This window comes from Pseudomonas frederiksbergensis (assembly GCF_001874645.1).
Lineage (GTDB): Bacteria > Pseudomonadota > Gammaproteobacteria > Pseudomonadales > Pseudomonadaceae > Aquipseudomonas > Aquipseudomonas frederiksbergensis_B.
Genome location: NZ_CP017886.1, coordinates 5,732,214 through 5,747,498 on the forward strand (window position 1 = coordinate 5,732,214; position 15,285 = coordinate 5,747,498).

Sequence of the window (15,285 nt, forward strand, 5' to 3'; positions counted from 1 at the left end):
ATGCCTATACCGGGCTGATGGGCTCGGGCAAAAGCTTCGAGTGTGTCGTCTCCGTTATCGTCCCAGCGGTCGCTAAAGGGCGCCGGGTTGTGACAAACGTCGACGGTATCGACTCCGATGCCATCCGTGCATACATCAACGAGAAACAGGGCATTGCCCTGGAGAAACTCGGCGAAGTGGTGCACTGCCAAAACGAAGACGTTTTCAAGGCTGATTTTTTGCCACACGGCCAGCCGGTGGACACGTTCTGCCAGCCCGGTGATTTGATCTGCATCGACGAAGCTTGGCGATTCTGGGGTTCTGATTCGAAGATCGGCACCGAACACCGGATTTTCTTCCGCGAGCATCGTCACTATGCCCACGCTGAAACCGGTGTGACCTGTGACCTGGTACTTATGGTTCAGGACATTTCCGACCTTCATCGCATCTTGAAAACGGTGGTCGAGCTGTCGTTTCGTACCACCAAAATTAAGTCGCTGGGTTTGAATAAAATCTACCGAGTTGAGATGTGGGAAGGCTGGAAACAGACGGCCAAAGCCCGTGTTGACGTGATGAATAAAAAGTATGACCCGGAGATTTTCCCGCTCTATTCGTCGTACTCAGGCGGTCACGGCAAAGAAGTCCAGGTGGATGACCGACAGAACATCCTGAAAAACCCAAAGGTCTGGTTTTTCCTGTTCATGATTGTTTTCGGCGGTGTCGGGTCGGTCTGGGGTGTCCTGCACTTCTTCAACCGTGGTGCTGCTCCCGCTACGGTCGTTCAGCAAGCCGCAAGCGCCGCGCAACCAGCGCCCAATATTGTGCCTTCTGCTCCTTCTCAGGTGCTTTCCACTGAATGGCGTATTGCTGGGGAAATTGTCGTTGATGGTCAGCGACAAGTCGTCCTGGTGAACACTGACGGCGTGATCCGTTACGAGCATCCGAGCAACTTCCAGAATTCAGGCCGCGTTATGACTGGTCAACTCGACGGCCAGCGCGTCAGCACCTTCAGCGGTGGCAAGCCTCCGGCCGCGTCCTCCGTTCCTCTCCCTGGTAAAAATCCATGATCCGGTTCTTGTTATTGTGCCTGTTGTCATTTTCCGCGATTGCCGCCGATAAGCAGGCGCCGTATCAGTTCGATCTGACCGGCTTGCCGATTGGCCAAGTGGCTCAAATTTTCTATGCCGATGCCTTCCGTAAGCCCTACATCCTGTCGCCGGAAGTGCTCGAGGACGGTCGGCCTGTGTCGTTGCGTGTTCAGGGCTCCGCCGTCCAGGTGCGCGCCGATTTCGTCCGTCTTCTTGATGCCTTTGGTTACGCTGTTACGCAGCGCAACGGCGTCGATCACGTCATGCCGAAAAAAGAGCCAGCACCGCCTCCTGGTGAATACTTTCTGTACCGACCGCTTTACCGCGATGTGGCCTATCTGTCCGAAACGCTCGCGCCATTGTTCCAGGGAAAATTTGGTGTTGATCGCGGGATTTCTGTTCCTGGTCAAACTCCGATGACCGGATCTGCTCCGCGTGGATCGGCTGCCAGCCTGTTAAATCGTGATGCTGATCAGCTGGTTTTTGTCGGTACAAAGGCTGAAATTGCCAACTTGCGTTCGTTGTTGCCCCAGGTTGATATCGAGATGGGCGAAGTGATGTTGCGTAGTGCAGTTTATGAGGTTCAAACCGGCGACCGTGACGGTTCCGCTTTTTCCCTGGCTGCCTCGTTGCTCAAGGGTAAAGTATCGATCAACTTGGCCGGTAATCCGCTCGATAACTCCGTCAGCATTAGTACGGGCGACTTCAATGCCGTCCTGTCGGCTCTGTCGTCCGATTCGCGTTTTAAGGTGGTCAGTCAGCCGAGTTTGCGTGTGCGATCAGGTAAAGAAGCGACGATAAACGTCGGTGCAGAAGTGCCGGTGCTGGGTGCCTTGTCGTATCCGCAAGGTGCTGGCCAAGCTGTCCAGTCGGTCGAATATCGTAACTCTGGGGTGATTTTTACCATCACCCCTCAGGTGCGCCAGGCTGTTGTCGATCTGACCATTGATCAGCAGCTTTCCAACTTCGTGCAGACCACTACCGGCGTGAATGGAAGCCCGACTTTGACCAAGCGGCAATTGACTACAAACGTGCAGATGCGCAACGCCGAGGTGGTCATTTTGGGTGGATTGACCGAGGAAAAAACCTCAGAAACGCAAACTGGCCTATCTTTCCTGCCGTCTATTTTCCGTTCCAAGGTTACTGAGTCGAGCAAATCGGAAATCTTGCTGGTTATCCAGATGATGAGGATGTGAGGGCAGGGTGCTTCAATCAGTCAGAACCCGTAGGAGCGGGCATGCCCGCAGCGCGTCAGCGCGAGGACTTGACCACTCCTATGGGTACATTCATAGAGTAAATAGGGGAGGAGGGATGCGTTGACGGCGCTGTTCCGCGTCTGGCTTGCGCATCACCTCTTTTAGGCGCTGGGAAGGACCTTCAAGGTCTGACGGCGCCGCGCCGCTAACAGCAAGCATTAACGCATCGCGGCGTTTCTTTTTGCCGTCCATGATTTCAGCGAAACTACTTTCTGACGGAATATGCTGGCTCATCATCGCTGCCTTTGGCTGTGCGTCATTGGATGCTAGCACGGGCTTGATTCGCCGTAGTTCGGGCTCGACACCTTGTCGATTTAGCAGCTAAATTTCAGACCGTTCCTTCCGGCGTTCAACCGGCTTTTCACCGTGAAAATCTGAGTATCTTGTTATAACTAAACTAAAGAACTATTTAGTTTAGTTATAATGCAATGGAATATGTAGAGTATGAATATGCAGGGAACTGAAAAGCAGAAAGCGCTGGCCACCTTGATTAAGGCGGAAGCTGTTCAGTCAATCGCTGCTGCGGGGCTTTCGGCTCCCCATTTCCGCGATGCATGTGCTGCCTTGTCGGAAGCGGTCGAGGCTATTACAGATTCATCCTGGATCATTTCCAACCGCTACAACCTTGGACTTAAAACGGGCTTCATTTATGGCACGGATCGGCCCACGATCACCGCTCAGGAAGTCTCATACCATCAGTTGTTACGCAACGAGCATTGGCGAAATCCCTATCTGCGCAAAGGAACCTCCAGCTTCACCAAGCAACATCAGGCCGCGTTAAAAGCCATGTTTCAGGAAGCATGGCGACTTGAGCGGATTTCTCCCGAGGTGATCCAATGACAGAGCCAATTTATGATTATGACCCAGCTGACTCGCTGGTTGATTCAGAGGCCGTAGCTGTCTTTTTGGCTGATGCTCACGACACGGGTGACGCGGCTTTCATTGCCGAAGCGATGGCCGTTGTTGCACGTGCCAAGTTTCGTATCGATGCAGATGACGAAGGACAGAAGCCATCGTTCTGAAGCCGTGTTGCTACTAGCAACACCTGATCACCTGGTGAAAAGGACTGAGCAGAGCCCCACAAGGAGAATCCTTAGGTTCGCATAATGTATATTATGTTAAACGAGGTGCCATGTTAGAGATGTTCATGAGTTGTCGGTTATCACAAACCTACGCTTGTTTTTTCACGAAACCCAGTTTCCGTAAAATTCATGGGTTTGCCGCGTCCACTTCATCTGGCGTACGCGCTGTCCAATCACGAACCCCCGCTCCCTGATCATCTGCATCTCGGCCGCACGCCATGCTCCTTAATCTTCTGCTAAACCTATAGAAAGACCGTGAGCTAATACTGCATTTTAGTCTGGGAGAACCTGGATTGTGCCGCCATTTTCCCCTTTCCCTATGTTCGCTCCCTACGACCATTGGTGGCCAAACCAAGACTCCAAATTTCCTGGGAACGACCATGTGCGCCAGCGGCTCAGTGCGGTTGATCCAGCTTCCAAGCCTTTCATCAATCTGTGGTATTGCGACCGTTATCTACGCTGGGTAGCTCATACTTGGACTCCTGGTACAGCGTATGACTTATACACACTGGAAACCAGCGCGTTGATGCAGATGCTTAATTGGAGCTTTTCAAACGGCACCTCACTCATAGACTGGAATCAAGAAGATATCGAGGCATATATCACACATGTCTCTGCACCGCCCGAAACCTGGGTTGCAATCTCTTCATTAAAGCGTTTCATACCGACTCCAAGTGAGTTCTCTGAATGGCTCATCAATCCACAATGGCGGCCATACAAATTTGGGACTGGCGCCGTTCGTAATCGAATTTCGAATTTTCAACGCCGAGGAAATAAATTCTTTGAATTTTACAGAAGGGAAGTTGGATTAAATGGAGCCGAAATAATAGTGTTGAATCACAAGAGCCGCGCCTTCGATAGCAAGGTGTTATTCACAAGAGATGAAATGGACTGGTGCCTTAAAGAGATTGAGTGTATGGAGCTCCCTGAACTAAAAAGGAAAATTATTTCAACTTATATTGCTATTGCTCTATATTGCAAAGGCCCAGAACGCAAAGTGGTTGGCTCGTTAAAGCACGATGCAATGTTAAGTCAGTTTTTTAAGAAAAAGGGGGGTGGCATGAACGCCTTGGAAATCCTGACGAGTGCTTGCCACCGGGCTTCACGAAAATTTTCGAAGATTATCTCGACTGCTTGGGCATAAACGTAAATCAGCCTTTGCCAGAACAGATACTATTTCCTATTGATGCGGGGTTTTACAGAAGCTGGGCCGCCTTTCGTATTGCATTGTCTGCGCGAGCAAACACGTCGCTAAATCAACAGGTCAAAAATACGCATTATAAATGGGATCAATTGAGTTTCCAGCGCATCCGAGTCTCATTTTCTGAGTCGAAAACCCGATCTCGACCTAGAAATCATGCAGAAAGCCGACTCCATGCACTGCTGCGCGCCAATAACTATTACTGAACCTCTTCGCTGGCCGACTTATCCCAGGACGGTTGCTAAGCCGGTTTATGATTTATCAGCGCCTGCTATGCCCTCAATTAATTAACCACGGCGAATAACGCCGCCTTCCTCGCACGATTGTCGTCGGTTTATCTCTCGTGCAAGATCATCGCAACCCCGCCCTTCGAAAATTGTTCACTAGAGCAATGCTTTCCTCGCAGCTGCAAATGTCCAGCAATCGAATATTTCCTGAGCCGCTGGAGGGCGTCCCGAAATCCAGAAACGCGTGGTTCATCCCGATATATATCACTCTTGGCGCTGATCATCTGCTCGCTCGCACCGTGATGGATTGTGTTCATGTTGTTCCTGCTTCAGCTCGTGTCGCAGCTGTCCAGCATCGTTCTGAGTCGGCCTCAATAGCCGCTTCTCGCAGAGAGGCTATTTCATCGCGGGAATGGCTAGCTGGTCGATGAGCTGCTCTCTAGCACCCTCCTCTCTATCTGACGCGATGACCAAGGCATTGAGCTTACCTGTAAGCCGCGCAATGGTGTCGTCTTGGCTGGTCTTGGCTGGTCTTGACCTTGGTCTGCTGACTTGAGTCGCTTAGCAGACGCGCGTTGTCTCGAATCTAGCGGCTTGAGTATCATTGTTCAGTAACCATAGCTCGGCTTGATGAAACGACCCCATGTGGTTTCTGTGCAGTGGGGTAATCGCGTCCGCTGCTTCGGCCTGCACGTCCAGTACGACCGGCAGCTGCCAAGTGGTAAGATGTGGCGAACTGCCAGCGGAGCTGGCCAACAAGATAATGAAGTAAAGGGATGCCAGTATGATCAGACGGTTTCGGCTGGAGCAGAAGTCGCTTTACGAGAAACTGGTCATTGCTCAGCGCTTGTCGGACATGCTGGAAAAATTCCTCGACGGGCGTCGGGCTCCGCTGGAAATTGGCGCCGAGCAAGGTGGTATCGAAGAGTGGGATGACGTCGTAATTGTCCATTCCCGAGATTCATTTGAGCACCTGCAGGTCAAGCGTCAGACCACGGACTTCTGCACCAAAGACCCCGATATGCAAGTGTATCTGGGCAAGCTTGCAAAGCTCCGACTCGCCCGTAAAAAGAAGCGCGCAAAACCTGCTTCCGGCTCCTCTGAACCTGTTGTTACGGACGAACCCACCTCGGACGAACCCGCTGATGCCGCTGATGCCGCTGATGCCGCTGATGCCAATGCTGACGCGGCCAAGGACAGCCTTTCCGTTCTTGACTCGGCGTTTTCGAGCTTAGCCAAGCATGCCCGCGCCGGCACATTCGCTTAATTGCCTGAACGTCGATTTCAGCTGACGCTTGTAGGAGCGAATCTGAAAATCAAAGACGATCTAACCGTTAACCATCTGGACGAGCTGTGTAAGCTGTGCCGCCAGGACGGACTCAATCCCAAAGATCTGGCTCACCGTGTTGACGGCCCGACAACGCGGGCTCACCTCTGGCTCACAACGTGGTGTGGCTTCGAGAATTGGACGCAGATCATCGACACCCTGAAGCTTGTCACGGTTGCCTGCGTTGGGAATGACGCGACATTGGAGCAGCGCTCAGTCCAATCCCTGGGCAGGCATTTCACGAATCCAGAACGCACGCTCGAACGGCTAATCTCGGTAATCACCGCAGAGACCTCTGACGTTTCGGCCTTGGGGTGTCATGCGATCATCCGCGAGCTTAGAGATGAGCTTCGCCCTGATATCGAAACATGGGCTCAATATCTCTTAGGGGATGAAATTCAGCCTGCCGGCAAGACATGGTCTTTTTCTGGCACCCATGATCTCGGTGCGCTCGTCCCCCGATCAGCACAGGGCGTGGTAGATCACTTGTGGGGTAGCTCCCCCGGGAACCGGAGGCTCAGGGTGTATGCACCATACGCACCTCCTGTTGGAGCAACGCTTACGCGTCCATCCGCAATATTGCGAATGGCGCTGCACTTGCCCCACGGTAGTCAGAGCCTAATGCTGGGCGAACCAACCTGGCGCTCCAGCGTTAGCCATGAAGTTGGGCATACCCTCGGTTGCGCCGAAAGTGACCTCAGAGATCTCCCGTGGATAGAAAATGCTGAGCGGCTCGTGTGCACCCTGGATCATGAGTTCAAGACCCAAGGCGCTGCTCGAGCGGAAGCTGCAGCGCTCGCGAACGCCATGGACGACCTGGTGTGGCAACGACTTATTCAAAGCCTCTCTGCAAAGCTTGCGGCCGTAAAAGACCCGGCCCTTGCTGATGCCATGGAAACGATCTGGCTGGAGTGGTTGGACGGCTTTACCAATAATCCCGAGAGCCGCCGTCAATTTCTGGAACAGCTTCTGTACCCGGAAACGGAGGGAAAAAATGCCACGCATGCGCTTCGCCTCGGCCCTCGCACCGTAGACCTATTGGTCACCGCGGTGGAATTATTGTTGCTGGTTGCGGTGGGGGTTGGTGGCACCGGCACTGCCTGGAAGCACTTCCCGGATTTTGGAGAGGTGTTGAGCATCGCTCTCAGGTACTGGTCTGGCCCCGCAAGTGGAGCGCCCGAAGTCCGTGAGCTATCTGACGATCCGTTGATCAACGTTATCGGCCCGTCCCCTGCCCCGGTCGTGATTCTGTCAGGCGTGAGCACTCCTCCCTCAGAGCTGTTGAATATCGGAATGGCTGACGATGCAGAGACGGCCACCAGTATGGCGGCAGAACGTCGACCACATCTGCTCGTGACCCGCTCAGGGGTATTCAATCAATTGCGCTTCGGTACGCTAGCCACGGTGCGGCAACACTTTAGTAAACAATTGCAAGATCGACTGCTCGCCCGCCAGTCAGCCATCGATACGAATACGAAAGGAATCTGAAATGCTAACAATCTCGGAGATGGTTGAAGCCATCTCTAACCGTGCCGAAGGTCGCTATGACGTTTCCTATGCCGATTCGGTGGAATTGCCACCGCCATTGGCTGAGATCGCTACCGCAGGGATGCAGCTCAAACGGGTCAATCAGGAGAATGCGGGCTGGCGGACGGTCTTGATCGCAGCCTTTCCCTACGATGTGGCAAAAATCCAGGGGGCGTTTCGGTGGGCCGCGGATGTCCGTGACATGCTTCCAGAGCCGCAAACTGCTGACCTCTACATGTTCATGCTCATTGAAGGTGTCGCGTCTGAGGATGCTGCTCGTCTCGAGACGGACGACCGTTTCTGCAGAAAGGTAGTCGTCAGAGAGGACGAAGACGCCGGTTCCTTTCTCGACCGTAGCTTCCTTGCGACACTTTCGATTCCTGGTAGCTCAGACAGCATTAGTGATCCATTGTCAGCTTCCCTCAGCGCCCTTGTCCTGGCGCATGCCTGGGTTGAGCCGCATCGCGATACATGGCGAGACCTGTTGCTGTCTGGAAAGTCGGGTAGTGAGATCGCTGAAGCCCTCAAGGTTTCGGCGTTCGGCGAAGAGGACGAGCAATGAAGCATTTAAAGTCCATCACGCTCTCGAACATCCGCCGGTTTGGCGCTGAAACTACGATTGAGCTCAGCCGCGGGGCAACCATTCTCCTGGCCCCCAATGGCACCGGGAAGACGGCGATCTTTGAAGCCATCGAGTTCGCACTGACTGGCAAGATCTCTCGCCTGGACGGAAATCTTGTCCCGATTATCCGAGACTCTCAATCCATGGCTCGAGTGAGCCTTGATTTCGGTGATCTGCAAGCCAGCGCGCAAGTTACCAACATCGGAGACGTTGAGACATCGGGCGATCTGAGCCCTCTTTTTCCAGAGACAGCCTCTGAAGACATCCCCTTTCTGCTCAGGCTTACCCACCTGCTTGATCAGCGTGAGGGTGAATGGCTGGTCAAGGCAGATCCCAAAGTCGCTGGTTCCCAGCTGGAGCGGTTGCCAATTGGTAAAGATGGCAGCCAGGTAAGCTCTGCCCTTGGCAGCATCCGCCGAGCGCTCACAGAGCAGCTTAAGCACGCGAAAGCCTCGCTGGAATCGCTCGAAGCCGAGTTTGCTGAATGGCAGAGCTTCAGCCTTGACCGAGATCAGGCGGCTGCGCAGACCCAAGGGGCGCTTCGCAGCAGGGAAAGCATTGCCGAATCGATATCGGACATTGCGCACCAGGCGCAAAGCTTCGACCAACTGCCCGCTGGCCTGCTCGTACCGCCACTGGGCCAATATGGGTTGGAAACGGTGCATGATGCGTTGGAGCAATTGGTGCAAATCAAGCTTGAGCGACTTCGTGAGCAGATCAAGGCATTGGCTGAGGTCGACGGCCTCATAGGCCGGTTTGTATCTGAACAAGCTCGTTCAGAGCAGCTCAGTGCCGAATTCATCTCCGCGACGCAGGAGCTGGATCAGAAGAAAGAAAATCGCTCGTTGGCCGTGGCTACTCTTGAGCAGCTTCAACGAGAGTTGGTCGCCGCAGAAACTGAGCGCGATACGATTGCTCAGCAGCTCAACCGGTACGTGAATGAGACCAAGGCGAAAGAGGCGGTCGAACAACGCCAGCAGGTGCTTAAGTCCGCCGACGATGCCCTCACCAACACTGAGTTGGAAGCTTCTACGGCGCGCAGAGTGCATGAGGGGCATGAGCAGATCCGTGTCCAACACGACCTGATTAATGGACAGCGCAAGACGCTGCTACAGATTCACGCCGACCTTCTCACAGCTCAGGAACTCCTGGATCGCTGGGAGCTGACCCTTCAGCACGTTGCGGAGGTTACCGGCACCATCAGCGGTGAGGAGGTACATGAGGACATCCTCAACGAACAGCTTCGTGTTGCGCTATTCGCCAGGGCCGCCGCCGAAGTAGAAGATCAGGCCGCTAAGAGCCATCACGAAAATCTGACCTCGGCGGCTGACTCGATACGCCAAGCCGTTGCATCCATCGCGGCCCACTTACCAAGCGATCGTGGTGATTGCCCATTATGTGGCGAAGAGCATGGCGCGGTCGCATTACATGAGCGTGTCGCCAAGGCGCTGGCGGCTATTGACCCCAATGTCGTCGAAGCTGAACGGCGTTTGAAAAAGGCCGCTGATATTCTGCGTGACTGTACAGAAGCGGTAACGGGCGCCGAAGCAGAATTGAGTGCATGCAAGAACAGGATCACTCAACTGGAGTCACAGCAGGCATCCCTGAAAGCGGATATCGCCGAGATCAGCTCCAACATTCTTCTTGGCGGCGATACTGTGCCCTTGGCGAAAGAGTCCATCCGGCTTCGCGTTGGTGCCAATGCTGCTGCGAAGCTGCAGCTGGACGAGAAACAAAGCAAACTCGCATCGCCAGCAACCTCAGAGATTTTTGAGCAATCCAGGAACGCATACGACGCAGCTGTTCGTGCAGTAGACGCCGCGCGGCAGGCCCGGTCGGAAGCCAGCACCAGGCTGGAGCAAGCCACTGCGGCGTTGGCAGCGATCACCGCCGACGCCCCGCCAGCGCAATCCTTGGCAGAGCTGTCCACCGCGCAGAACCAGAATGCCAATCAGCTAGTCGAGCTAGGCGCTAAGGTGACTGCCGAGCAGTCCGCCCTGGATCGTCAGCAGGCTCAGCTGACAGATGCCACGAATACGGCAGATGATCTGGAGACTCAGCTATCCGAGGCCCAAGCTCGATTGGCTACGATTAGAGCGTCCTGGCGTCAGCTCTCATTCACCGGCGATCCCACTGTCGAGGTTGCGAGCAGTCATGAGACTCAGCTGCAGTCCACCAGCACAGAGCTTACCAGGCACTCAGAGGCACTTCAGACCATCAAAATAGAGATCGGCGCCTGGAGCAAAATAGAGCAGGCCCGTCTCGCACAGGGCCTTCTGGATCGGCGGCGCGGCGAGCGGTCGGAAGATGACTTTTCGACTCACCTTCATCAACAAGTGGAGTCGAAGCGGACGGGCATGCAGCGTCTGTCGCAGCTATCTGCAGCGATGGAGTCGCTTAATCAGTTCCTTTCCTCCGAAATCGCGAACGTCCAGAAACACGTCCAGGCGGTTATGCCTCGGTGGCAGGCACTGCTCAAGCGCGTGGTCAGAGAACAAAGGTTCACCGGGACGAACCTGAGTTTCCGAAGCTCCTATCAAAAGCCACGTGCTGAGGTGTCTGTGCCGCTCCACGGGGGTTAGCCCCAGTACCTCGATAGCCAGTGAAGCCCAACTGACGGATCTGCAACTGACGTTTCTGCTATCAATGGCGTTGGAGCATCAGTGGTCTCCGTGGCGCGGACTTCTCCTTGACGACCCCACACAGCATCACGACCTGGTGCACGCCGCGTCTGTCTTTGATGTGCTTCGCGACTACATCATTGATCATGATTTCCAGGTGGTCATCGCCACCCACGACGCCCTTCAGGCCCGTTACTTCATGCGCAAACTGCAGAATGATGGGATCGAAGCACGCATATGGTCACTTGTTCCCACCCTGAGGGCGTAACCGCGGTGGAAACCCCTTGGCCGGGCAGAAGCCAGATAACGGTGAGCGAGTAGCCACCACCAGCCCTCGACGATGTGTGAGCAGTCAACAGGGCCTGAAGGCTAAACGACCGTGCCAGCTTTCGGTTTGGCACGGTCACATGATGCCTACGCTGAGCCTGATAACCTTCATCGCCATGTATTGCGCGCCAGAGACCAGCAACGAGATATTGGTGAGTTCGCTCAGCCGATCCGCCGCTACGAGGGAGTAACCAGGGTACCCGCCGAGGTAGTCCGCTCGTATTCCCAAGGTGGGATCCGCCATGAAATTTAAAGCATGATTTTTCGCAACCGTAGGTAGCGAGTCCCACCAGGAGATTCGAATCGCATGGTTCTCGCAACACGCGAGCGAAAACCGGAGCAGCATGTCCTCAATCTTTGCCCCGCCGCGCCCTGATTCCGCCAAGGAGTAGATGAATCGCTGGTAGCTTAAATCGCTTGATTCATGCCATGCGAGAACGAATGCCCAACCATATTCGGAGGGGCTGTGAAGAGATAGGAGATCCAGGTCTCTGGTTTCGGGGCCCAAGTCCTGTAGCTGGCGGCCTTGAAAATCAAAATCAGAGAAGATCAGCCCCGAGGCCTGCAGCGAGCATCGAGACGTTGAGCCAAAGATAATTAATTTCAGACCCGTAAAATCGTTGGCCGATAGCATCGGGATTGCCCACCCTGCCCTCGCCTACCACGACGCCTTATCTGCATCGCCAACTGCTCCGTCGATGCAGCCAGCTTGGGACTGCCGCGCACAAATCGATCCTGTGCGCGGTCAGTCAATTCTCAGATAGGTAGTGCTTGCTGCTCCTCACCGGCAGTCGTTGGTGCTGCCAACTCACCGATGTCCTCGTCATCTTCATCCATGGATGTGCTAACCGCGGATGACCATTCCCGTAGCTCTACTACAGCCGGGAGCTTTTCCAAGGCATTAGTCGGTTCGATCCCGAGCTCAGCTAGGCGCTGCAGAAGCTCTCCGAAGATTTCCTCCTTATGCATGCTCCAGGACGAAGCAAAGCACCGCCAGAACGTCCAGCCTGCACGCTCGAGGATACGTTGGCGATTCATGTCTGCCTCCCAGCGATCGGGGCCATGGAAAGCGTCCCCATCACACTCGATGGCCAGACGATTATCGTTGGCGCCTTCTACGACCATGTCGAGCCTGAATGCCCCACTCTCACCTGCGGGATGACGCGGTATCCCCGCTCAACCAATCTGCTGAATACCTGCTGCTCGAACCCAGACTCGCACAGCTTGATGAGGCCATCCTGATCGACCTCCTGCTCAGTTAGGGTTTGCTGAAGTACTCGAGGAGTGTACGACGAACATCTTTCTGGGAGAGGTGATCAAGAGTGACCGAGCGAATCAGGTACATCCTGTCACGCGCACGGCTAGCGGCTACGTTGAACCGCTGTTCAGCAGCATTGCCTGAAAGCGGATGGCAGTTCTCCGGATCTGCGACCATGGAAATGAAGATGATGTCGCGCTCGCTCCCCTGGAAGGTGCTGGCGTCACCACACGCAAATTCGCGTGCGTGGAGCTCCACGGCCGGGCATCGTTCACGTACTAGCGAATCGATGAATTTGGCTTGTTCCATGCCCCTAGCAGCGTCACCACACCAATCGAGCGACCCGCATACTTGTCGTCCTTGATAAGTGCCTGGATTTCTTCAACGATGGCTTCGGCCTCAAGCTTGTTGCAGCCCTTCTTGTTCCTCACTCCGTCTTTGACGTAGATGTCCACCAGCGGTGGATCGAGGCGCTCGGATGGTCGAGGGATTCGAAGGGGCTGGATCGCACCGCCGTAGAACTGGTTGGAATAGGAAATGATGGGAGGGACGCAGCGGAAATGCTCACGCAGCATAACCATGTGACCAGCGAAGACTCGCGATGCCAAATCGTAAAGAGATTTATCCGGCGTCATGTCGGCGCCATAGGGCTGGTCATTCAGGAACCGGTTACGAAGCTCGCCGATCCTCTTGCCGGATTTGAAACCGCCATCGGGAGAAACCTGCTTGTCATCCCCTACTACCAGTACCTTTTTGGCCCTGACGATAGCCGGCAAAGCCCATAAGTCTGACTGGCTCGCCTCATCCACAATCACCAGGTCGAAGGCGCCTATTTCCGCCGGCATGGACTCAGAAATCTTGGCGTGACTCATGATCCAGCATGGCACGGCGCCGGCAGCATCCTGCATGCACTGTTGAGCATCGCGGCGATAACGCTCCGCGTTCGGCCCTGTCCCCTGCCCTATCTTGCGTATCGCTGTCGAGTAGCCGGCTAACGCTTGCAGTACCATCGGGCTGGCATTGGCCTTAGTGGACAGCCAAGCCGCTCGGCTCACCACTTCCCGATACATACGCGCCAGGCCAGCCTCGAGTTTTACCCGCTTGCCGTTTAGCTCGACGAGTTCATGACGCGCTTCGATGCTCTGCAGGTGAGAGCGTATCTGCGCATGCTGCCACGCCTCTTCCAACTACTTGGGAAAGCCAGGTCTTCAGCACGTTCTCAACGGGGACAGTCAACAACCGATCGGAGAGCTTTTCCGCTCCAGCTGTCATCACCCGATGCGCGCCTCCCTGACATGATTCAGGAGGCCACCGAGTTCTCTGATCCGCTGCAGTTCTGTCAGCAGGTCGACATACTGGGATACGATCCGATGCGTATCCTGATCCGGGCTGCCCAGGCACTCCAGAACAAATGTACGAAGCCGGCAGGCGATAGGGCCCTCGCCCGCGACTTTGGCCTGCAGAATCGCGAGCGAGGCGCCCGCCATACTGAGATCTAATCGCGCAAGGTTTTGAGTGAGGTGTTGCCGCAGGCCACGAATCTCGGCAATTGTCAGCCGATGCATGTTATCCGGCGCGTCTGCGAAGACCTCCTCGCAGAGCGGCTGTACCTTGTCGACGTACCGTGAGGTGAGCTCGAGAGCCGCCTTAACTGTACTAACGGTCAGCTCCAGTTGCCGCAGATGGGCCATTCCCGCTTGAAGTCGCGGGATCCCCAGGGTCTCGGCCAGCGGGTTCCAACGCGCAGTGAAGGATCGCACGTCCACGTAAAGCTTCAGGTAGTCCTGGACGGTCTTCCAGTGCTCGGCAGACTTCGGAGCCGAGCCATTGATCCGGACATGGCTGATGTGTGTCTTGGCTTGGGATGCTCGAAGCTCATCAGACCAAACGGCTTTCCTGTTTCGGTAGCTCTATCCACGGCCTCGGACGTTTTCTCGCAATCCAAGGCTTCCTCTGGGAATTCAACAGAGTTTTCCAGCATGACCTTGCGGCGTTGCATCAACGCCTGCGCGGCTGGAAGCATGCCTACAAGGACTGAAATCTCACTGTCGTAGCGTCCACCTGCCGCCTTGAATCGCAGCTCCAGCGACCAAGGAGTTTCGCAGTCCCCGCCGTCGTGCAACACCACAAGCTTTTCTTCGCACTGATCCAGTTCCAGATCCAGCTTCCTGGCGGCAGCGACAACGGCTTCACTGTCGGATTTCAGGGGCATGAGATCACCCTGACCCAGGGCATATTCGAGCGACTTTAGCTGGCAGAGTGAGCCATGGAGCTTGCCGATATCCGCCGCTGCCGGTAATTGCTCCAACTCAGGCAGACTGTAGTTGACGTAGACAAGGTCATGCCCGAGGTCGCGACGGGCCTGTCTTAAGCTTCTACCGAACTCATCGTCGAAAGGCAGTGAGTGTTCGAGAGACAATGAAAGTTCGTCGTCAAACCAGGCGTATTGGTCGCCGCCCTTCATCAGAAGCTCAGCAAGCTCTTCCGCACGATACTTGGCATCGCCTACCTGGATATCGGAAAGCTGATTCAGGGCAATCTCATTGACGCGGCGATCAAGCCTCACCAGCTCGGTATGAGCAAGATCAATGGACTGGTGCAGGCGATCAATCTCTCCCCGAGCAAGTGATGGATTGATTTGCGAAACTTGGTGTTGGATAGCCTCAATCGAGCCTTGGAATTGCCGGATCCCCTCGCGGTCACTGGTCAGCAGCGCAACCGTCAGTGGCCGAACCTCAGCCGGTATTTTCGACTGGAGTACCTTCAGGGC

Annotated in this window: 14 protein-coding genes and 2 pseudogenes; 9 read left to right on the forward strand and 7 right to left on the reverse strand. The window is 55.0% G+C overall.

Features of this window, described 5'->3' with window-relative positions; translation table 11 throughout:
- The first annotated feature begins 17 nt into the window (after nucleotides 1–17).
- Nucleotides 18–1,046, forward strand: coding sequence for a zonular occludens toxin domain-containing protein (locus BLL42_RS27340; RefSeq protein WP_201788742.1), 1,029 nt, complete (start codon nucleotides 18–20; stop codon nucleotides 1,044–1,046).
- Nucleotides 1,043–2,263, forward strand: a complete 1,221-nt coding sequence (locus BLL42_RS27345; protein WP_071550142.1) for a type II secretion system protein GspD — start codon at nucleotides 1,043–1,045, stop codon at nucleotides 2,261–2,263. Before BLL42_RS27340 ends, BLL42_RS27345 begins: the two co-directional genes overlap by 4 nt.
- A 90-nt stretch (nucleotides 2,264–2,353) precedes the next feature.
- Here BLL42_RS27345 and BLL42_RS27350 read toward each other — a convergent pair whose 3' ends face one another.
- On the reverse strand, nucleotides 2,354–2,557 hold the full coding sequence (locus BLL42_RS27350) for a hypothetical protein (RefSeq protein ID WP_071550143.1): 204 nt from the start codon (nucleotides 2,555–2,557) through the stop codon (nucleotides 2,354–2,356).
- Between the two features lie 210 nt (nucleotides 2,558–2,767).
- Between BLL42_RS27350 and BLL42_RS27355 the strand changes: the two genes are divergently transcribed.
- From BLL42_RS27355 to BLL42_RS27385, 6 genes and pseudogenes are all read left to right on the forward strand, one after another.
- The gene (locus BLL42_RS27355; RefSeq protein ID WP_071550135.1) at nucleotides 2,768–3,163 is read left to right on the forward strand and encodes a hypothetical protein; all 396 of its coding nucleotides are present in this window, start codon (nucleotides 2,768–2,770) and stop codon (nucleotides 3,161–3,163) included.
- Nucleotides 3,160–3,345, forward strand: coding sequence for a helix-turn-helix domain-containing protein (locus tag BLL42_RS27360; protein WP_071550136.1), 186 nt, complete (start codon nucleotides 3,160–3,162; stop codon nucleotides 3,343–3,345). Before BLL42_RS27355 ends, BLL42_RS27360 begins: the two co-directional genes overlap by 4 nt.
- Before the next feature lie 442 nt (nucleotides 3,346–3,787).
- Nucleotides 3,788–4,549 carry a hypothetical protein gene (locus BLL42_RS29900; protein ID WP_129586917.1) on the forward strand — a complete coding sequence of 254 codons (762 nt, stop codon included), beginning with the start codon at nucleotides 3,788–3,790 and terminating at the stop codon, nucleotides 4,547–4,549.
- A gap of 1,068 nt (nucleotides 4,550–5,617) precedes the next feature.
- Nucleotides 5,618–7,648, forward strand: a pseudogene (locus BLL42_RS27375) (ABC-three component system protein).
- A 1-nt stretch (nucleotide 7,649) separates the two neighbouring features.
- A complete protein-coding gene (locus BLL42_RS27380; protein WP_071550147.1) occupies nucleotides 7,650–8,249 on the forward strand; it encodes an ABC-three component system middle component 1 in 600 nt (199 codons plus the stop codon).
- Nucleotides 8,246–11,251, forward strand: a pseudogene (locus tag BLL42_RS27385) (AAA family ATPase). Before BLL42_RS27380 ends, BLL42_RS27385 begins: the two are co-directional and overlap by 4 nt.
- An 82-nt stretch (nucleotides 11,252–11,333) precedes the next feature.
- Here BLL42_RS27385 and BLL42_RS27390 read toward each other — a convergent pair.
- Both BLL42_RS27390 and BLL42_RS30340 read right to left on the reverse strand, forming a co-directional pair.
- Entirely contained in the window at nucleotides 11,334–11,891 is a 558-nt protein-coding gene (locus tag BLL42_RS27390; RefSeq protein WP_071555648.1) for a hypothetical protein, read from the reverse strand.
- 122 nt (nucleotides 11,892–12,013) lie between these two features.
- Nucleotides 12,014–12,382: a PDDEXK-like endonuclease domain-containing protein gene (locus BLL42_RS30340; RefSeq protein WP_201788743.1), complete on the reverse strand. Its 369-nt coding sequence runs from the start codon at nucleotides 12,380–12,382 to the stop codon at nucleotides 12,014–12,016.
- A gap of 11 nt (nucleotides 12,383–12,393) precedes the next feature.
- On the opposite strand from BLL42_RS30340, the gene BLL42_RS30820 reads away from it, so the two are divergent.
- Nucleotides 12,394–12,519 carry a hypothetical protein gene (locus BLL42_RS30820; protein WP_269086203.1) on the forward strand — a complete coding sequence of 42 codons (126 nt, stop codon included), beginning with the start codon at nucleotides 12,394–12,396 and terminating at the stop codon, nucleotides 12,517–12,519.
- On the opposite strand, the gene BLL42_RS30345 is transcribed toward BLL42_RS30820, so the two are convergent.
- The 4 genes from BLL42_RS30345 to BLL42_RS27415 all read right to left on the reverse strand — a co-directional run bounded on the left by BLL42_RS30345 (nucleotide 12,516) and on the right by BLL42_RS27415 (nucleotide 15,081).
- Nucleotides 12,516–12,824 (reverse strand): AAA domain-containing protein, encoded by a 309-nt coding sequence (locus BLL42_RS30345; RefSeq protein ID WP_201788744.1) that lies wholly within the window; start codon nucleotides 12,822–12,824, stop codon nucleotides 12,516–12,518. The genes BLL42_RS30820 and BLL42_RS30345 overlap by 4 nt on opposite strands.
- On the reverse strand, nucleotides 12,794–13,702 hold the full coding sequence (locus tag BLL42_RS27405; RefSeq protein ID WP_071555650.1) for a DEAD/DEAH box helicase: 909 nt from the start codon (nucleotides 13,700–13,702) through the stop codon (nucleotides 12,794–12,796). The genes BLL42_RS30345 and BLL42_RS27405 overlap by 31 nt, the downstream gene beginning before the upstream one ends.
- 84 nt (nucleotides 13,703–13,786) lie before the next feature.
- Entirely contained in the window at nucleotides 13,787–14,281 is a 495-nt protein-coding gene (locus BLL42_RS27410; RefSeq protein WP_071555651.1) for a hypothetical protein, read from the reverse strand.
- A gap of 8 nt (nucleotides 14,282–14,289) precedes the next feature.
- Complete coding sequence (locus BLL42_RS27415; RefSeq protein ID WP_071555652.1) at nucleotides 14,290–15,081, reverse strand: hypothetical protein; 792 nt, start codon at nucleotides 15,079–15,081, stop codon at nucleotides 14,290–14,292.
- Nucleotides 15,082–15,285 lie beyond the last annotated feature (204 nt).